Origin of the sequence: Streptomyces iakyrus, assembly GCF_000717055.1 — a bacterium.
Lineage (GTDB): Bacteria > Actinomycetota > Actinomycetes > Streptomycetales > Streptomycetaceae > Streptomyces > Streptomyces iakyrus.
Genome location: NZ_JNXI01000013.1, coordinates 88,658 through 106,759 on the forward strand (window position 1 = coordinate 88,658; position 18,102 = coordinate 106,759).

Genomic DNA, 18,102 nt, shown 5'->3' on the forward strand with positions numbered 1-18,102 from the left:
TTCCCCGCGCCCCTCAGCGCTGAGGGCCCGCGGTCCATCCCAGGGACCGCGTCCGACCGGTCGGTCAAGAAACAGCAGGTCAGCGCTAGTTGACGTATGAGATCATGGCCGACCTTGCCGGGCCGACTCGGGGAACGGGCGCGATCACCATGAAGAACGTATCGACGGCGCTGACCATGCAGGACGCCATCCTCACCCTGCAGAAGTACTGGAGCGACAACGGCTGCATGATCACGCAGCCGCTGAACACCGAGGTCGGAGCCGGTACGGCCAACCCGGCCACGGCGCTGCGGGTGCTCGGTCCCGAGCCGTGGAGCGTCGCCTACGTGGAGCCGAGCGTGCGGCCCGACGACTCGCGCTACGGCGAGAACCCCAACCGGCTCCAGACCCACACCCAGTTCCAGGTGATCCTCAAGCCGGACCCGGGCAACCCGCAGGAGCTCTACCTGGGCAGCCTCCGGGCCCTCGGTGTCGACCTGAACGCCCACGACGTGCGGTTCGTCGAGGACAACTGGGCCTCGCCCGCCCTCGGCGCCTGGGGGCTGGGCTGGGAGGTCTGGCTGGACGGCATGGAGATCACCCAGTTCACCTACTTCCAGCAGGTCGGCGGCGTCGCGCTCGACCCGGTGTCGGTGGAGATCACGTACGGCCTCGAACGCATCCTGATGAACCTTCAGGGCGTGTCCCACTTCAAGGACATCGCGTACGCGCCGGGCATCACGTACGGCGAGGTGTTCGGGCAGAACGAGTACGAGATGAGCCGCTACTACCTCGACGACGCGGACATCGACACCAACCACCGGCTGTTCGAGTCGTACGCGGCCGAGGCCCGGCGCCTGCTGGACCTGGAACTGCCGGTCCCCGCGTACACCTACGTGCTGAAGTGCAGCCACACCTTCAACGTGCTCGACGCACGCGGCGCGATCAGCACCACCGAGCGCGCCAAGGCGTTCTCGCTGATGCGCGGCCTGACGCACGAGACGGCCAAGCTGTGGGAGCGGCGGCGGGCCGCGCTGGAGCACCCGCTCGGGCGGGCGGCGACGCCGGCTCCTGCCGAGCGGGCCATGCTCCCCAAGGTGCCCGGCACCGAAACGCTGCTGTTCGAGATCGGGGTGGAGGAACTGCCCTACGCCGACGTCCCCGCCACCACGGAAGCGGTGCGCGAGTCGGTCACCGCCAAGCTCGCCGCGACCCGGCTGGGGCACGGCGCGATCACCGTGATGGCCACGCCCCGCCGGATCGTGATCACGGTCGACGGGGTGCAGCCGCGCGAGCGGGACACCATGAAGACCGTGCGCGGGCCCAAGGTCGCCGCCTCCTTCAAGGACGGCGCCCCCACCCCCGCGTTGCAGGGCTTCGCACGCAGCCAGGGCGCCGAACCGACGGACGTGCGGATCGTCGAGGTCAACGGGGTCGAGTACGTGGCCCTGACCCGGCACGAGGAGGGCCGGCCGGCCGTCGAGGTGCTCAGCGACCTGCTGGCCGAGGTCGTCTCCGGGCTGCGGGCCGGGCGCAACATGCGCTGGAGCGATCCCGGGCTGTCGTTCTCGCGTCCCGTGCGCTGGCTGCTCGCGCTGCTGGGCCGTACTCCCCTGCCCGTGGTGGTCTCCTCCCTCTCCGCGAGCGACACGACACGGGTGCAGCGGCAGGCGCCCTACCCCGAGGTCCGGGTGACCTCCGCCGAGGGCTACCCGCACTTCCTGCACATGCACGGCATCCTGCTCGACCGGGACGCCCGGCGCGGGGCGGTAGTGCGCGGTGCTCTGGAGGCCGCCGCCGAGGTGGGCGGGCGCATCGACGTGGAGGGCCAGGCCGGGCTGATCGACGAGATCACCGACATCCTGGAGTTCCCGTACGCGGTGCGCGGCTCGTTCGACGAGCGCTACCTCGAACTGCCCGCGAGCGTCCTGACCACCGTGATGCGCAAGCACCAGCGCTATCTGCCGGTGCTGGACGGCGAGCGGCTCATGCCGCACTTCGTGACCTTCGCCAACGCCCTGTGCGACGACGACGTGGTGCGAGCGGGCAACGAGGCGGTGCTCCGGGCCCGTTACGAGGACGCCGCGTTCTTCTGGCGGGCGGACCTGAAGGTGGCGCCGGAGGAGTTCCGGCGGCGGCTGGACAAGCTGACCTTCGAGGACCGCCTCGGCACGGTCGCCGACCGCGCGGTCCGGCTCGCCTCCCTCGCCCAGGACCTGGCCGGACGGGCCGGGCTCCCGGAGGAGGCGGTGGAGGTCGTGCGGCGGGCCGGTGCGCTGGCCAAGTTCGACCTGGCTTCGCAGATGGTGATCGAGTTCTCCGGGCTGGCCGGGGTCATAGCGGAGGAGTACGCCCGCCGGGCCGGCGAGTCCCCGGAGGTCGCCCGGGCGCTGGCCGAGATGGAGCTGCCCCGCTCCGCCGGTGGCGCCCTGCCCGCCGGGGACGCGGGTGCCGTGCTGTCCCTGGCCGACCGGTTCGACCTGGTGACGGGCATGTTCCTGATCGGAGCCGCACCGACCGGCAGCTCCGACCCGTACGGGGTGCGCCGGGCCGCCATCGGGCTGCTCAACGTGCTGCGCAGCCTGCCCGCCGTGGCCGGGGTGCGGGTGAGCGAGGGGCTGCGCGCGGCGGCCGTCCGGTATGCCGCGCAGGGCGTCGAGGTGCCCGCCGAGCGGGTCGCCGAGGCCGCCGAGCTCATCACCCGGCGCTACGAGCAGCAGCTCACCGACGCCGGGCACGAGCACCGGCTCGTCCAGGCCGTGCTGGTGTGGGCCGACCGGCCCGCCCACGGCGATCGCACGCTGGCCACGCTGGAGCGGCACATCGGCAGCGAGGCGTTCGAGGCGCTCGCCGCCGCGTTCCAGAGGGTGGTGCGCATCCTGCCGGAGGGCGGTGTCGAGGCGGCGGACGCCTCCCTGCTGACCGCGCCCGCGGAACTGCGTCTCGCTGAGAGCGCACAGACCGTACGGCAGGCGCTGCAGGGCCGGGAGGACGATCTCGGCGCGCTGATCGAGGTTTCCGCCCCGCTGGTTGAGGCCATCGGCGCGTTCTTCGACGAGGTGCTGGTGATGGACCCCGACCCGGCGGTCCGGGCGGCGCGGCTGGCGCTGCTGACGGAGGTGGCGGGGCTGGCGCGTACCACGCTGGACTGGGGCGCGCTGTAGGGACGCCCACCCCGGGTCACGGGCGGTGTTTCACGTGAAACACCGCCCCGCCGGAGAGGTCAGACCGCCATCAGTGGTGCGCCGGAACGCCACTTCAGGACCTTGTCGAAGCTCACCACGGCCCCGCCCCGGCCCGGCTTGTTGCCGATGTGGACGTGATCGGCGAGCTCCTCGATGAGACACAGCCCCCTGCCGTTCTCCGCGTCGGAATGCGCGGGGCGGAGCGGCGGACGGGACCGCCCGGCGGAAGCCGCCGGGAACCCCGGGCCCGCGTCGGCCACCTCGATCCGGCACTTCTCGCCGTCGAGGTACGCGGTGACCCGGTACGCCTCCGAACCGGGGCCACGCCCCGTGTCCCCGCCGTGCTCCACGGCGTTCGCGCAGGCCTCGCTGAGGGCGACGGAGAGGTCGTAGGAGATGTCGGGATCGACGCCCGCGGTCTCCATGGTGCCGATCAGCAGGCGGCGGGCGAGCGGCACGCTCGCAGCTTCGCGCCGCAGATGGAGTGACCACCAGATGCTCATGCTCCAGCCTCCTGGCTGCGGCTCGACATACCGTTACGTATTGCCCTCAGTGCCCGTGTGTAAGCGTGAAGTTGACGTGACGCCGCCCATACGGCGGATGCGCGCTGGTCCTGATCGGTGTATGTGGGGGCAGAGAACGGCGCATCTGGGGGCGTGCGGGGCCAGAGCGTGACGTTCCGGTCGTAGGGCATCTTGTGGACCTGCCGCACGGGGCCTGCGGGGCCAGTGCGATGATGAGCCCGCCATGACTGCCCCCCACGCGCGCGCGACGCGCTCCGGACACACGCTCCGGATCCTGCGGGCCGCGGTGTTCGCCGCGGTCTGCGTCGTGCTGGCCGGGGCAGGTCACGCGCTCGCCTCCTGCGACGGCATCCCGCTGTGGACGCTGGGCGCCGGGTTCCTCGGGGTGGTCGCAGTGGCGGCCCCGCTCGCCGGGCGCGTGCGCTCGCTGGCGGGGATCGCCGGAATGCTCGCGGCCGGCCAGACGGTGCTGCACACGCTGTTCGGCCTGGGCCAGCACGGTACGGCCGCCGTCACGTCCTCGGCGCCGGCGGGCGGAAGCGACGCAGCGCTGGTCCAGCAGGCCGCGCGGTTCGTGTGCGGCACGACGGCGGCGGCGATCAGCCCCGCGCAGGCCCACAGGATCCTCACCGAAGCCCGGGTCCAGCCGTCTCCGGGCACGCACACGCATCTGCCCGCGGACTCCCTGTCCGAGTCGGCCTCGCTGTGGCCGTCCCTGCCGATGCTGCTCGGTCACGTGCTCGCGGCGCTCGCCGCCGGCTGGCTGCTGCGCCACGGCGATCTGGCGCTGCTGCGGCTCACCGAACTGTCGGCGCAGGGAGTCGCCGAGGGGGCGCTCATGCGCTCCCTGCGGGCCGCTCTCGCGCTGGTAAGCGCCCTGCGCGCCGGGCTGCCGGGAGCCCCGGAGGCCCGCCCGCGCCCCGCGTGCGCCGCGCGGCCCGCGCCCCCGATGCCTTGCACCCTGGCACTCCAGCACTCGGTGATCCGTCGCGGCCCGCCGGCTGCCACGGCTTCCTCAGCCGCACTCGCCCTCGCCGCCTGACGCGACGCGACCACCACCACTCCGCTCCCGCGGAGGAGGGGCCGCCGTCGTGCGGCACGCGCGTGTGCGTGCACCCCTCCTTCCACATCCAGACCGAATCACAGCGGAGTGCTCCTTCCATGAAGGCTTCCCGTATCGCCGCGAAGGCTTCCCGTATCGCCGCGGCCGGTGCCGCCGCCGGTATCACCGTCCTCGCCCTGTCCGCCCCGGCCTTCGCGCACGTCACCGTGCAGCCCGAGGGCACGGCCGCCAAGGGCGGCTACGCGGTCGTGGACTTCAAGGTCCCCAACGAGCGTGACGACGCCTCGACCACCAAGCTCGAGGTCAACTTCCCGACCGACCACCCGCTGGCCTCCGTCATGCCGGAGCCCATGCCCGGCTGGAAGATCGAGGTCACCAAGTCCAAGCTGGACAAGCCGCTGGAGATGCACGGCGAGAAGATCACCGAAGCCGTCACCAAGGTCACCTGGACCGCTGACGGCAAGGGCATCGAGCCCGGCTACTTCGAGAAGTTCCCGCTCTCCGTCGGCCAGCTGCCCGAGGACACCGACCAGCTGGTCTTCAAGGCCCTCCAGACGTACTCCAACAAGGAGGTCGTCCGCTGGATCGAGGTGCCGCAGAAGGGCCAGGAGGAGCCCGACAACCCGGCCCCGGTGCTGGAGCTGGCCGCTGCCTCCGAGGACGGGCACCACGGCTCGGCGGCCGACGAGGACTCCGACGCCGAGTCGGCCGAGAAGGCCTCCGCCCACACCGCCGCCTCCGACTCCGCCTCCTCCGACGGCACCGACACCACCGCCCGCGTCCTGGGCATCGTCGGCATCGTGGTCGGCGCGGCCGGTGTCGCCTACGGCGTGCTCGCCGGGCGCCGGCGCACCACCGCCTGAGGCTGCTTCCGTTGACGGCGCGCGCCGGATCCCGCTCCCGGGCGGGACACCCCGGTGCGCGCCGGGTCACCGACATCTGGGACATTTCTCTATGCGCACCAAGACCTTCGCGGCGGCCGCTCTGCTCGCCGCCGCCTCCCTGACCCTGACCGCCTGCGGCAGCGGCGACGACGGCAACAAGCCCGTCGCCGTGGTGTCGGAGGAGGCCGGTACCGACAAGGCCGCCACCGTCCTCGACAAGCCGTTCGAGAAGCCGGACCTGGTCCTCACCGACACGCAGGGCAAGAAGTACGACCTCCGCAAGGAGACCGCGGGCAAGCCCACGCTGATCTACTTCGGCTACACCCACTGCCCGGACGTCTGCCCGCTGACGATGAACAACATCGCCGTCGCCAAGAAGCAGCTGCCCAAGGCCGAGCAGGACGAACTGCGCGTGGTGTTCGTCACCACCGACCCCAAGCGCGACACCTCGGCCGAACTCGGCAAGTGGCTCAAGGGCATCGACCCCAGCTTCGTCGGCCTCACCGGCGACTTCGCGACCATCCAGGCCGGCGCCCGCACCCTCGGCATCTCCATCGAGCCGACGAAGAAGGACAAGAACGGCAAGCTCGTCTCCGAGCACGGCACCCAGGTCATCGCATTCTCCCCGAAGACCGACGGCGGCTACGTGCTCTACGGCGAGGACGCCACCGTCGACGACTACACCAAGGACCTCCCCAAGATCGTCAAGGGGGAGAACCCGTGAGGCGGCGACCGGGCCCGGCGGCCTTCGTCATAGCCGGGGCACTGGCCCTGGCGGGCTGCGGCGGCGCGGACTCGGGCGGCTCCGGCGGCAGCGGCTCCGGGAAGGCGGAGCTGTCCGTCGGCTCCGCGTACATGCCGCAGCCGGTGTCCGACGACATGGCGGCGGGCTTCCTCACCATCACCAACAAGGGCGGTGCCGCCGACGACCTGACCTCCGTCACCAGCGACATCGCCGGGCAGGTCACCGTGCACGAGACCGTCGACGGGGCCATGCGGGAGGTCAAGAGCCTGAAGATCCCCGCGGGCGGCCGGCTGGAGCTGAGGAGCGGCGGCGACCACCTGATGTTCGAGCAGCTCAGGCGCAAGCCGAAGGAAGGCCAGACGGTCTCCGTCGAGCTGCACTTCGCCCACTCCGACCCCGTGAAGGTCGAGATCCCGGTGAAGCCGGCGACCTACACCCCGAAGACCGGACACTGAGGGAGGGACTCCTGTGACGCTGACCATCGCCCCCCGCGTCCGGACACTGGTGCTGCTGCTCCTGGCCGCGGCCTGCGCACTCCTCGCCGGAGCCGGCCCGGCCTCCGCGCACGCCGCGGTGACCGGCAGCGACCCCGGCCAGGGGGCGGTGGTCGACAAGGCCCCGGCCCGGATCTCGCTCACCTTCTCCGAGCAGGTCGCGATGTCCGACGACTCGCTGCGCGTGCTCGACCCCGAGGGCAAGCGCGTCGACACCGGCAAGCCCTTCAACGTCAGCGGCACGACGTACGCCGTGCCGCTCCACCCGGGTCTGCCCGATGGCACCTACACCGTGGCCTACCAGGTCGTCTCGGCGGACAGCCATCCCGTCGCCGGCGCCTACACCTTCTCCATCGGCGCCCCCTCCAAGACGTCCGTGTCGGTTTCCGGGGAGTCGGCCGACGACGGGGTCGTGGGCTGGCTGTACGGCTTCGGCCGCTACGTGTCGTACGCCGGGTTCATCGTGATGGCCGGCGGCGCCGCCTTCGTGCTCGCCTGCTGGCAGCGCGGTTCCGGGGTGCGGCCGGTGCAGCGGTTCGTCGTCTCCGGGTGGGTCGCGCTCACCGCGTCGACCCTCGCCCTGCTGCTCCTGCGCGGCTCCTTCACGGGCTCCGGGAAGGTCTCCGACATCTTCGACCTGTCCCTGCTCGGGCAGGTGCTCCAGACCAAGAGCGGCGCGGCCCTGGTGTCCCGGCTGTTGCTGCTCGCCGCGGCGGCCCTGTTCATCGCCGTGCTGTTCGGGTCCTATGACAAGCGGGAGGACGCCCAGGAGAAGCGGGACCTGACCTTCGGGCTCTCGATCGGCGGCGTCGTCGTGGCGGCCGGGCTCGCGGCGAGCTGGGCGATGTCCGAGCACGCCTCGGTCGGCCTCCAGGCGGGCATCGCCATGCCGGTCGACGTGCTCCATCTGCTGGCCGTCGCCGCCTGGCTCGGCGGACTGGGCGCCCTCCTGGTCTCCCTGTACCGCGCGCCCGCCGACACCCCCGTCGACCGGCCCGCCGTACGCCGCTTCTCCCAGGTCGCCTTCGGCAGCGTCCTCGTCCTGATCGCGACCGGCACGTACCAGTCCTGGCGCCAGCTCGGCTCCTGGTCGGCCTTCACCGACACCCGCTACGGCCAGCTCCTGCTGGCCAAGATCGGACTCGTCGTCGTCATGGTCGGCGTCGCGTGGATCTCCCGCCGGTGGACGGGACGACTGGCGGAGGCGGCGCCGGTGGAGGCAGCGGCGGTACGCGAGAAGGAGCGGGTCGGCGCCGGGGCGGAGCCCGCCGGGGACGTGGCCACCACTCGCGCCGGTGCCAAGGACGCCCCTGCCGCGGGCGCGAGCGAACTCGACACCGACACCGCCTCCGACCATGACTCCGCCTCCGACTCCGCCGAGCATCCCGGGGCCGAACGTGCCGCGCAGCTCGCCCGGCAGCAGGCGGCCCGGGACGCCGCACGGCAGAAGCGGATGCGGGACGCGGACCCGAACCGCTTCGGACTGCGGCGCTCCGTGCTGGCCGAGGCCGGCATCGCGGTCGTGCTGCTCGCCGTCACCACCGTGCTGACGCAGACCGAGCCGGGACGCACCGAGCAGGAGGCGAAGGCGGCCTCCTCTTCCTCAGCGTCCGCCTCGTCCGACACGGGCGCGTCCGGGGCGCTGACCCTGAACATGCCGTTCGACACCGGCGGCGAGGACGGCAAGGGCATCGTCACGATCGACCTCGACCCCGCGCGCGCCGGCGACAACGAGATGCACGTCTTCGTGGAGCGGCCCAACGGCCGGGCCTTCGACATCCCCGAGGTGAAGGTCGAGTTCACCCTCAAAGCCAAGGACATCGGGCCCCTGCCCGTCGTCCCCGACCACATCGCTACCGGACACTGGTCGGCGAACGGAGTGCAGATCCCCATGGCCGGCGACTGGCAGGTCGACGTGACCGTGCGGACCTCCGACATCGACGAGGTGACCGTCTCCAAGAACGCGCAGATCGGCTGAACGACCATGCCTGACCAGTCCCTTCCGAAGGCCCGTACCCCCGAGGCCACCCCCGGGGAGAGGGAAGCGGCCCCCGCCCACGAGGGCATCTCACGGCGGCGGCTGCTCGGCACCGCCGGTGCCACCGGGCTCGTCCTCGGCACGGCCGGCGCCGCCGTGGGCTACGCCGCCGCTCCCTCCGAAGCCGCGGCTCCGCTCACCTCGCTCGGTACGGACCGGGCGATGTTTCACGGGAAACATCAGCCCGGCATCACCGACGGCCTCCAGGCCCGCGGCCACGTCGTCGCCTTCGACCTGGCGGCGGGCGCCGGACGCAAGGAGGCCGCCGCCCTGCTCCGCCGCTGGTCGGAGACGGCCCGGCGGCTCATGGCGGGCGAGCCGAGCCCCCACGACGACACGGACGTGGCCCGCGACGCCGGGCCCTCGTCCCTGACGGTCACCTTCGGATTCGGCCACAGCTTCTTCGCCCGGACGGGTCTGGAGAAGCAGCGCCCCACCGCCCTGGACCCGCTGCCCGAGTTCTCCTCGGACCACCTCGACAAGAACCGCAGCAACGGCGATCTCTGGGTGCAGATCGGCGCCAACGACGCCCTGGTCGCCTTCCACGCCCTGCGCGCGATCCAGAAGGACGCGGGCCGGGCCGCCAGGGTCCGCTGGCAGATGAACGGCTTCAACCGCTCACCGGGCGCCACCTCCCACCCCATGACGGCCCGCAACCTGATGGGCCAGATCGACGGCACCCGCAATCCGAAGCCGAGCGAGGCCGACTTCGACCAGCGCATCTTCGTCCCCGAGAAGGGCGAACCCGCCTGGATGGCGAACGGCTCCTACGCCGTCGTCCGCCGGATCCGCATGCTCCTCGACGACTGGGAGAAGCTCTCCGTCAAGGCGCAGGAGGACGTGATCGGGCGCCGCAAGTCCGACGGTGCCGCGCTGTCCGGGGGCACGGAGACGACCGCGATGGACCTGGAGAAGACCGACGCCAAGGGCAACTTGGTCGTCCCGATCAACGCCCACGCCCGCATCACCCGGCCCGACCAGAACGGCGGCGCGGCGATGCTCCGCCGGCCGTTCTCCTTCCACGACGGCATCGACGCCGACGGGGTGCCCGACGCCGGCCTGCTCTTCATCTGCTGGCAGGCCGATCCGCTGCGCGGCTTCGTACCGGTGCAGCGCAAGCTCGACCGGGGCGACGCCCTGTCCACGTTCATCCGCCACGAGTCGAGCGGGCTGTTCGCCGTGCCGGGCGGGGCCGCGGAGGGCGAGTACGTGGGGCAGAAGTTGCTGGAGGGGTGACAGTCGGGCGCTGTACGGGCTTGTGGGGGATAGCGCTTCCGCAAGCCCATTAGGGTGAGGTCATGCCAGCGAGCTATGCGTATCTCGGCCCCGAGGGCACCTTCACCGAAGTCGCCCTGCGCACGCTTCCCGAGGCCGCCACCCGGGAACTCGTCCCGTACGTGTCCGTCCAGTCCGCGCTCGACGCGGTACGCGCCGGCGAGGCCGAGGCCGCGTTCGTGCCGATCGAGAACTCCGTCGAAGGCGGCATCACCACCACCCTGGACGAGCTGGTCGCCGGCGCCCCGCTGATGATCTACCGCGAGGTGCTGCTGTCGATCACCTTCGCGCTGCTGGTCAGGCCCGGCACGAAGCTGTCGGACATCAAAACCGTCTCCGCCCACCCGGCCGCGCAGCCGCAGGTTCGCAACTGGCTGAAGAAGCACCTGCCGGACGCGCACTGGGAGTCGGCCGCCTCGAACGCGGACGCCGCCCGCCTGGTCCAGGAGGGCCAGTACGACGCCGCCTTCGCGGGTGAGTTCGCCGCCGCCCGCTACGGCCTGGAGGCCCTGGAGACCGGGATCCACGACGCGGAGAACGCCCAGACGCGGTTCGTGCTGGTCGGCCGGCCCGCCCGGCCCGCGGCGCCGACCGGCGCGGACAAGACCTCGATCGTGCTGTGGCAGCGCGACGACCACCCCGGCGGCCTGCGCGACCTGCTGGGCGAGTTCGCCACCCGTGGCATCAACCTGATGCTGCTCCAGTCCCGGCCGACCGGCGCGGGCATCGGCAACTACTGCTTCTGCATCGACGCCGAGGGCCACATCTCCGACCGCCGGGTGGCCGACGCCCTGATGGGTCTGAAGCGGATCTGCCTCCAGGTCCGCTACCTGGGCTCCTACCCGCGCGCGGACGTGCGCCCGGGAGATGTGCAGCCGCCGCGCCTGGGCACCTCCGACGAGGAGTTCACTGCGGCGGCGGACTGGGTCGCGCGGTGCCAGGACGGCCGCTTCTAGGCCGCTTCCAGGCCGGTCGTACCTGCTGATTGTCGTTATCCACAGAAGTTTTCCACAGGTCCGCTTCTCGACCTGGGGACAAGTCGACAACGAAGCATGAGTCAGTCGACAAATCGCCCTACAGGCCCGCGATGCGGCCATCGGGGGGCAGGTCACCCTTCGTCCACCGTTTTCCCTTGCGTAACTCTTAGGGGTGACCTATTTCCACTCGAAAGTGAGGGTGAGGCGGGTTTGCGAAGGGAATTCTTAGGGGCGGCCGAGCCTTCCGGAGTGATCAATTCCGAAGTCCACAGATCTTCCACACAGCCTGTGGATAACTCTGCGAGGGGTGTGGATCCCTGTGGACAACTCAAGCCCAAGTCCCGCTCCGCACAAGGGATTCGCGTCAAGGCGACGCCCTGCGAATGCCTCGCACCGGGGACAGTGGACCATTTTATTGACACTGCACGTAATTCACCCATAACGGTACGTATGCCGCGCCAGCAATAGTGAGTCGTGGGCGGTCACCCCACACCGGTAGCCTTGGGCGCGTGATTGACCTTCGCCTGCTCCGTGAGGACCCCGATCGTGTGCGCGCTTCGCAGCGCGCCCGTGGAGAGGACGTCGCCCTCGTCGACGCCCTCCTGTCTGCCGACGAGCGGCGCAGGTCGTCCGGCGTCCGCTTCGACGAGCTGCGCGCCGAGCAGAAGGCGCTCGGCAAGCTCATCCCCAAGGCGGCCGGTGACGAGAAGGCCGAGCTGCTGAAGAAGGCGGGCCAGCTCGCCGCCGACGTCAAGGCGGCCGACGCGGACCGCGACGCGGCCGCGACCGAGACCCAGGAGCTGCTCCAGAGGCTCGGCAACCTCGTCCACCCGGACGTGCCCGTGGGCGGCGAGGAGGACTTCGTCACGCTCGAGACGCACGGCACGATCCGCGACTTCGCCGCCGAGGGCTTCGAGCCCAAGGACCACCTGGCGCTCGGCCAGATCCTCGGCGCGATCGACGTGGAGCGGGGCGCCAAGGTCTCCGGCTCGCGCTTCTACTTCCTGACGGGCGTGGGCGCACTCCTGGAGCTGGCCCTGGTGAACGCTGCGATGGCGCAGGCCACCGCGGCCGGCTTCACCCCGATGCTGACCCCGGCGCTGGTCCGCCCCCAGTCCATGGCGGGCACGGGCTTCCTCGGCCAGGCCGCCCAGGACGTCTACCACCTCGCCGACGACGACCTCTACCTGGTCGGCACGTCCGAGGTGCCGCTCGCCGCGTACCACATGGACGAGATCCTCGACGCCGACCGTCTCCCCCTGCGCTACGCGGGCTTCTCGCCCTGCTTCCGCCGCGAGGCCGGCTCGCACGGCAAGGACACCCGGGGCATCTTCCGCGTGCACCAGTTCGACAAGGTCGAGATGTTCTCCTATGTCGCTCCCGAGGACTCGCAAGCCGAGCACCAGCGCCTGCTGGAGTGGGAGAAGCAGTGGCTTACCTCGCTGGAGCTGCCGTACCGCGTGATCGACGTGGCGAGCGCCGACCTCGGTGCCTCGGCCTCCCGCAAGTTCGACTGCGAGGCCTGGATCCCGACCCAGGGCAAGTACCGCGAGCTGACCTCGACGTCGGACTGCACCGAGTTCCAGTCACGCCGTCTGTCGATCCGCGTCCGTGAGGGCAAGCAGGTCCGCCCGCTGGCCACGCTCAACGGCACGCTGTGCGCCGTCCCGCGCACGATCGTGGCGATCCTGGAGAACCACCAGCAGGCCGACGGTTCGGTGCGCGTGCCCGAGGTGCTGCGTCCGTACCTGGGCGGCCGGGAGGTCCTGGAGCCGGTGGCCAAGTGAGCGACACGGCTTCCCCGGGAGGCTTCCCGTACCGGCTCGTCGCCACCGACCTCGACGGGACGCTGCTGCGCTCCGACGACACCGTGTCGCAGCGCACCCGTGACGCGCTCGCCGCCGCCACGGCGGCGGGCGCAGCCCACATCGTCGTCACCGGCCGCGCCGTCCCGTGGACCCGGCACATCCTCGACGACCTCGGCTACCAGGGCCTGGCCGTCTGCGGCCAGGGCGCGCAGGTCTACGACGCCGGCGCGCACCGCCTGCTGACGTCGGTGACGCTGGACCGGCAGCTGGCCGGGGTGGCGCTGGCCAAGATCGAGGCGGAGGTCGGCCCGCTCCACCTGGCGGCGAGCCGCGACGGCCTCGACGGCGAGGTGCTGGTGGGCCCGGGCTACGCGGTCCAGGGCACCCTGCCCGCCACGCCCTTCACGGACGCGTCCGACCTGTGGACCGCGCCCCTGAACAAGCTGTACATCCAGCACCCGACGCTGACGGACGACGAGCTCTGCGAGGCGGCGACGCGCACCGCCGGGGGTTTCGTCACCGTCACGATGGCCGGCGCGGGCATCGTCGAGCTTCTCCCCCTGGGGTTGTCCAAGGCGACGGGCCTGTCCCTCGCGGCTCGTCGGCTCGGGATGAAGGCGGCCGACACGATCGCCTTCGGCGACATGCCCAACGACATACCGATGTTCGCCTGGGCCTCCTACGGCGTCGCCATGGCGGACGCCCATGAGGAACTGAAGGCGGTGGCCGACGAGGTGACGTCCTCCCACGACGAGGACGGCATCGCGGTGGTGCTGGAGCGGTTGCTGGGCTGAGCCTTCGTAGCGTGTGCGCGGCGGAGGATGCACGGATCGAACGTGCGCGGGCCTTTCGACCCGACCATGGCTTAGCAAGCCAGTGCCTTACCACTCGGCCAATCCTCCGGGTGGGCGGCCTCACGCGATGTGCGATTCGCGTGCTCGAAGCGGCCGCCCCGGGCAGCTCCCCGTGTGGGGCGGGTTCTACGGAGGGGTAGTGGCTACTCCGGATCCCGCCGCGGGCTGCCCTGAAGGGAGCTGGACGTACTGCCGTGCATGGACATCGTCCCGCTCCTCTCCCAGAACGTGGTGCCGGGCTGCCCGCCCGGCCGTGACGACATCCACTCTGCCCGCCGGGCGAATGGGGCGCCACCGATTAAATCGGCGGTCGGTCCGTGGTGGTGGTCCGGTTACTTCCTGCGCCATCTGCGCCGCCGGGACTTGCTGAAGAACCAGCCCGCGGGCGGCTCGTCGGAGCGCCAGGGCTGCGGCTCCGGTTCCTCGCGGCGCCACTTCGCCGCGAGCATCCGGGCCCGGGCGGACGGCTCGGAGGCTCCGGCGGAGCGTATGAAGTCCTCGTCCAGTACGACGCCGTCGAGGTCGTCCCGGGCGCCGTCACCGGGCCCGGAACCCGGCCGCCCGCCGTCGTCGTACTGAGCCCTCTCGCCCGCCATCCCCGTCCTCCCAGCCGTCCAACTCCCGTGTTGCTTCCCCTGCATCCCGTTCGCCCAGTGTGCCCGGAGGGGGGTGAAGCCTCCGTCAAAGCCGGGGCACGTCACTCCTCGCCGGCGAGCTTCAGGGAGCGCAGCTTCTGTCCGGCGAACCAGGTGGCCAGCACCGTGACGGCCACCAGCAGCACCGTTGCCGTGGTGAGCCCCACGTCCGAGGAGACGAGGTCCCCGCCGGACACCTTCTGAGCAACCGCCAGCGACCACTGCTGGACGCTCAGCGTGCGCGCGCCCGGCACCAGGGAGCCGAACAGCGCCTCCCAGACCAGGGCGTAGACCAGCCCGAACACCACCGCGTGCCGGGAGACCGTGCCGAGCAGCAGGAACAGGGCCGCGTAGGCGATCGAGGCGACCAGGGCGGCCACCGTGTAGGCGACGGCGACCTGCTGGCCGTTGCCGTTCAGGATGAAGCCGGCGATGAGCGTCGGCACCGCGGAGAACACCATGGTCACCGCGATCGCGACGATCAGCTTGGTGAAGATGATGGTCGGCCGTTTGATCGGCTTGGACAGCAGGTACACCACCGAGCCGTCGTCGATCTCCGGGCCGATCGCGCCGGTTCCGGCGATGACGCCGATGATCGGCACCATCGTGGCGAGGGCGAGTCCGCCCAGCAGGTCGGACGCCGTCTGGTCGTCCGCCCCGGCCAGGCCGCGCACCGCCACGGCGATGACGATCAGCAGCATCGGCAGGGCGCCGAGGATGAGGGCCCGGCGGCGGCCGAGCAGGGCCCGGTAGGTGAGCCGGGCGACTGTGGGGTCGTACATCAGGGCCTCCTACGCCGCGACCAGGTACGAGAACACGGACTCAAGGGACTCGTCGGACGGCGAGACCGTGAGCAGCCGGATGCCGTGGTCCCTGGCGACCTTCGGCAGAAGGGCCGTAAAGCGGCCGAAGTCGACGGCCTGGATGCGCAACGCGCCCTCGGTGACGTCGACCTCGATGCCGGACGTCGACGGGTCGGCGATCAGCGCGGCCGCGAGGGTGCGGTCGTCGCTGGAGCGCACCAGGTAGCGGTGCGGCCGGTCGGTCATCAGGCGGCGGATCTTGCGGAAGTCACCGCTGGCGGCGTGCCGGCCGGCGACGACGACCTCGATGTGCCAGGCGAGTTGCTCGACCTCTTCGAGGATGTGGGACGAGAACAGCACCGTGCGGCCCTCGTCGCCCATGCGGCGCAGCAGGTCCATCAGCTGCATGCGCTGGCGCGGGTCCATGCCGTTGAACGGCTCGTCCAGCAGGAGCAGGGAAGGGTCGTGGACGAGGGCGCTGGCCATCTTCACGCGCTGGCGCATGCCCTTGGAGTACGTCTGGATCTTGCGGTCCTGGGCGTATTCCATCTCGACCGTGGCGAGTGCCTTCTGGGCCGCCTTGGCGCCGAGCCCGTGCAGCTCGGCGTTGGCCAGGACGAACTCCTTGCCGGTGAGGAAGTCGTACATCGCCTCCCGCTCGGGGACGACGCCGATGTGCTTGTAGATCTGCTCGTTGCGCCACACGGCCTGGCCGTCGAGGGTGACGGTGCCGGTGGAGGGGGCCAGGAAGCCGCCCATCATGTTGATGAGGGTGGACTTTCCGGCGCCGTTGGGGCCGAGCAGACCGGTGACGCCGGGGCCGATGGTCATCGTGATGTCGTTGACGGCGACCACGTTGCCGAACCAGCGGGAGACGTGGTCGATGTTGAGCGTGGTCACAGTCCCACCTTCTTGTAGCGGCGCATCAGGAGGCCGTAGCTCGCCGCGATGAGGCCCAGGGCGACGACGACGTAGACGACGCCCTCGGCGGTGCTCGGGCCCACCCCGCTGGGGGAGGCGGACGTCGCGCCCAGGAACGCGGACTGCACACCGTCGACGATCGTGATCGGCGAGAACAGCCCGATCCACGGCACGGCGTCGCCGCTGCCCTGGGCGTCGGCGATGGCCTGGAGGGTGGAGACCGCGCCGTAGGTGATGGTCAGCACGGCGATCACGGCCGCGATGCCGAAGCCGCGGCGCGGGGTGAAGGACGCGATGACCAGGCCGATCCCGGCGAAGAGCAGTGAGAGCAGTGCCACGGAGACCAGTCCCTGCGCGAATCCCTTGGTCTGGTCGGCGAAGTCCAGCTTGGCCAGCAGCGCGCCCACGTAGAGCACGAGCAGGGGAGCGGCCGTGAGGACGAACAGCGCCGAGGCGAGCGCCGCGAACTTGGCGCGGACGTAGTCGGCGGTCTCGATGGGCCGCGAGAAGTACAGCGGCACGGTCTTGAAGCGCAGGTCCCGCGAGACGGACTGGGGTGCCTGCGAGGCGACGTACAGGCTGATGACCGCCTGCATGATGACGGCGTAGCGCGTGTAGTCCACCGGCAGGGCGCTGGCCTTGGTGGCGACCGCGACGGCGACCATGATGGCCGCGGGCACGCACATCACCACGAAGAGCAGCATCGGCAGCACCTTGGACTTCACCGAGCGGCCGAGGCCGTAGGAGCCGCGCAGGGACTGCGAGTACAGGGAGCGGCGCGCGTAGGCGCGGCCGAGGCGCGGGCCGTCGTAGCTGCGGTAGCCGATGTTGTGGATGCGGGTCTGGTCACCCGGGGCCGGGGCGGATGTCCCCGTGGAGTGCTCAACCGCCATGGCCGACCGCCTCCTTCCGCTGCTCGCGCTCGTCGCTGCTGGTGAAGACCTCGGAGATGTGGTGCCGGCGCTGCTCCATGCGCACCAGGCCGAGTCCGAGGTCCGCGATCACGTCCCTGACCAGGTCGTACGTGTCCTCTCCCTGCGCGGTGAGCAGCAGGACGTGGCCGGCACCGGGCAGGCCGCTGCCGTCCTCGACGCTCACCCCGCGCGCGTGCAGCGCCTCGCGGACCGCGCGGGTGCCGTCCGGGTGCTCGTCGGTGTCGGTGACCTCGATCGCGAGGGTCGTGGTGGTCTGCGTGAAATCCGTGGTGGAGCTGGAGCGCAGGAGCTTGCCGCCGTCGACGACGACGACGTGGTCGCAGGTGCGCTCCAGCTCGCCGAGGAGGTGGGAGGTGACCAGGACCGAAATGCCGAAGTCGGTGTGGATGCGGCGGATCAGGCCGAGCATCTCGTCACGGCCGACCGGGTCGAGGCCGTTGGTCGGCTCGTCCAGGAAGACCAGCTGCGGGTCGTGGACGAGGGCCTGCGCGAGTTTGACGCGCTGTTTCATGCCGGTCGAGTAGCCGCCGATGGGGCGGTACCGCTCCTCGTACAGCCCGACGTGGCGCAGGGTGTCGGCCGTGCGCTCGCGCGCTGCCGTGGGCGGCAGACCGGACATGCGCGCCATGTGGACGACGAACTCGGTGGCCGAGACGTCCGGCGGCAGGCAGTCGTGCTCGGGCATGTAGCCGACCCGCTCGCGGATGGCGGCGCCCTTGGTGGCGACGTCGAGACCGAGCACTTCGGCTCGGCCCTCGGTGGCGGGGGACAGACCCAGCAGGATCTTGATCAGTGTGGACTTGCCGGCTCCGTTGGCTCCGACGAGTCCGGTCACACCGGGTCCGACGTCCACGGAGAGCCGGTCAAGCGCGGTCACCCGGGGGAACCGCTTGCTCAGGCTTTCGGTCGCGATCACAGTCACCCTTCGAAGGTAGGGGCCGCTCGCGTGGCGGTCGTCACTCCGCAGAGCTGTCTTGGGATC

16 protein-coding genes and 1 tRNA gene are annotated in these 18,102 nt (G+C 71.2%); 10 read left to right on the plus strand and 7 right to left on the minus strand.

All coding sequences use genetic code 11. The features are described from left to right. Window positions 1–149 precede the first annotated feature (149 nt). Window positions 150–3,143 carry a glycine--tRNA ligase gene (locus tag OO68_RS20355; protein WP_033309833.1) on the plus strand — a complete coding sequence of 998 codons (2,994 nt, stop codon included), beginning with the start codon at window positions 150–152 and terminating at the stop codon, window positions 3,141–3,143. 59 nt (window positions 3,144–3,202) lie between these two features. Here the strand turns inward: OO68_RS20355 and OO68_RS20360 are convergent, their stop codons facing one another. Continuing rightward, a complete protein-coding gene (locus OO68_RS20360; protein WP_033309834.1) occupies window positions 3,203–3,667 on the minus strand; it encodes an ATP-binding protein in 465 nt (154 codons plus the stop codon). Window positions 3,668–3,911: 244 nt separating this feature from the next. On the opposite strand from OO68_RS20360, the gene OO68_RS20365 reads away from it, so the two are divergent. The 9 genes from OO68_RS20365 (at window position 3,912) to OO68_RS20405 (ending at window position 13,766) form a co-directional block, all read left to right on the plus strand. Continuing rightward, window positions 3,912–4,730: a hypothetical protein gene (locus OO68_RS20365; RefSeq protein WP_033309835.1), complete on the plus strand. Its 819-nt coding sequence runs from the start codon at window positions 3,912–3,914 to the stop codon at window positions 4,728–4,730. Between the two features lie 119 nt (window positions 4,731–4,849). Then, window positions 4,850–5,614: a YcnI family copper-binding membrane protein gene (locus tag OO68_RS20370; RefSeq protein ID WP_033309836.1), complete on the plus strand. Its 765-nt coding sequence runs from the start codon at window positions 4,850–4,852 to the stop codon at window positions 5,612–5,614. A 91-nt stretch (window positions 5,615–5,705) separates the two neighbouring features. Beyond that, complete coding sequence (locus tag OO68_RS20375) at window positions 5,706–6,359, plus strand: SCO family protein (RefSeq protein WP_033309837.1); 654 nt, start codon at window positions 5,706–5,708, stop codon at window positions 6,357–6,359. Continuing rightward, window positions 6,356–6,835: a copper chaperone PCu(A)C gene (locus tag OO68_RS20380; RefSeq protein ID WP_033309838.1), complete on the plus strand. Its 480-nt coding sequence runs from the start codon at window positions 6,356–6,358 to the stop codon at window positions 6,833–6,835. Before OO68_RS20375 ends, OO68_RS20380 begins: the two co-directional genes overlap by 4 nt. 13 nt (window positions 6,836–6,848) lie before the next feature. After that, the gene (locus tag OO68_RS20385; protein WP_033309839.1) at window positions 6,849–8,852 is read left to right on the plus strand and encodes a copper resistance CopC/CopD family protein; all 2,004 of its coding nucleotides are present in this window, start codon (window positions 6,849–6,851) and stop codon (window positions 8,850–8,852) included. Between the two features lie 6 nt (window positions 8,853–8,858). Then, window positions 8,859–10,148, plus strand: coding sequence for an iron uptake transporter deferrochelatase/peroxidase subunit (gene efeB / locus OO68_RS20390; protein ID WP_033309840.1), 1,290 nt, complete (start codon window positions 8,859–8,861; stop codon window positions 10,146–10,148). Between the two features lie 62 nt (window positions 10,149–10,210). Beyond that, entirely contained in the window at window positions 10,211–11,143 is a 933-nt protein-coding gene (gene pheA, locus OO68_RS20395; RefSeq protein ID WP_033309841.1) for a prephenate dehydratase, read from the plus strand. A gap of 530 nt (window positions 11,144–11,673) precedes the next feature. Then, window positions 11,674–12,951, plus strand: a complete 1,278-nt coding sequence (gene serS, locus OO68_RS20400; RefSeq protein ID WP_033309842.1) for a serine--tRNA ligase — start codon at window positions 11,674–11,676, stop codon at window positions 12,949–12,951. Further along, complete coding sequence (locus OO68_RS20405; RefSeq protein ID WP_033309843.1) at window positions 12,948–13,766, plus strand: HAD family hydrolase; 819 nt, start codon at window positions 12,948–12,950, stop codon at window positions 13,764–13,766. The genes serS and OO68_RS20405 overlap by 4 nt, the downstream gene beginning before the upstream one ends. Before the next feature lie 21 nt (window positions 13,767–13,787). Here the strand turns inward: OO68_RS20405 and OO68_RS20410 are convergent. The 6 genes from OO68_RS20410 to OO68_RS20435 form a co-directional block, all read right to left on the minus strand. Continuing rightward, a tRNA-Ser gene (locus tag OO68_RS20410) sits at window positions 13,788–13,874 on the minus strand. Between the two features lie 284 nt (window positions 13,875–14,158). Next, window positions 14,159–14,422: an SGM_3592 family protein gene (locus OO68_RS20415; protein WP_033309844.1), complete on the minus strand. Its 264-nt coding sequence runs from the start codon at window positions 14,420–14,422 to the stop codon at window positions 14,159–14,161. Window positions 14,423–14,523: 101 nt separating this feature from the next. Then, complete coding sequence (locus tag OO68_RS20420) at window positions 14,524–15,243, minus strand: ABC transporter permease (RefSeq protein WP_033309845.1); 720 nt, start codon at window positions 15,241–15,243, stop codon at window positions 14,524–14,526. 9 nt (window positions 15,244–15,252) lie between these two features. Further along, a complete protein-coding gene (locus OO68_RS20425; protein ID WP_033309846.1) occupies window positions 15,253–16,164 on the minus strand; it encodes an ABC transporter ATP-binding protein in 912 nt (303 codons plus the stop codon). Next, window positions 16,161–17,078, minus strand: a complete 918-nt coding sequence (locus tag OO68_RS20430) for an ABC transporter permease (RefSeq protein ID WP_033309847.1) — start codon at window positions 17,076–17,078, stop codon at window positions 16,161–16,163. Before OO68_RS20430 ends, OO68_RS20425 begins: the two co-directional genes overlap by 4 nt. Beyond that, window positions 17,068–18,036 carry an ABC transporter ATP-binding protein gene (locus tag OO68_RS20435; protein ID WP_033309848.1) on the minus strand — a complete coding sequence of 323 codons (969 nt, stop codon included), beginning with the start codon at window positions 18,034–18,036 and terminating at the stop codon, window positions 17,068–17,070. The genes OO68_RS20430 and OO68_RS20435 overlap by 11 nt, the downstream gene beginning before the upstream one ends. Window positions 18,037–18,102: the final 66 nt, after the last annotated feature.

What these genes read in the sequence shown, in the direction of transcription:
- OO68_RS20355 (WP_033309833.1), top strand. Translation starts at nt 150, where the DNA reads ATGAAGAACGTATCGACGGCGCTGACCATGCAGGACGCCATCCTCACC.
- OO68_RS20360 (WP_033309834.1), bottom strand. Translation starts at nt 3,667, where the DNA reads ATGAGCATCTGGTGGTCACTCCATCTGCGGCGCGAAGCTGCGAGCGTG.
- OO68_RS20365 (WP_033309835.1), top strand. Translation starts at nt 3,912, where the DNA reads ATGACTGCCCCCCACGCGCGCGCGACGCGCTCCGGACACACGCTCCGG.
- OO68_RS20370 (WP_033309836.1), top strand. Translation starts at nt 4,850, where the DNA reads ATGAAGGCTTCCCGTATCGCCGCGAAGGCTTCCCGTATCGCCGCGGCC.
- OO68_RS20375 (WP_033309837.1), top strand. Translation starts at nt 5,706, where the DNA reads ATGCGCACCAAGACCTTCGCGGCGGCCGCTCTGCTCGCCGCCGCCTCC.
- efeB (WP_033309840.1), top strand. Translation starts at nt 8,859, where the DNA reads ATGCCTGACCAGTCCCTTCCGAAGGCCCGTACCCCCGAGGCCACCCCC.
- pheA (WP_033309841.1), top strand. Translation starts at nt 10,211, where the DNA reads ATGCCAGCGAGCTATGCGTATCTCGGCCCCGAGGGCACCTTCACCGAA.
- OO68_RS20415 (WP_033309844.1), bottom strand. Translation starts at nt 14,422, where the DNA reads ATGGCGGGCGAGAGGGCTCAGTACGACGACGGCGGGCGGCCGGGTTCC.
- OO68_RS20420 (WP_033309845.1), bottom strand. Translation starts at nt 15,243, where the DNA reads ATGTACGACCCCACAGTCGCCCGGCTCACCTACCGGGCCCTGCTCGGC.
- OO68_RS20430 (WP_033309847.1), bottom strand. Translation starts at nt 17,078, where the DNA reads ATGGCGGTTGAGCACTCCACGGGGACATCCGCCCCGGCCCCGGGTGAC.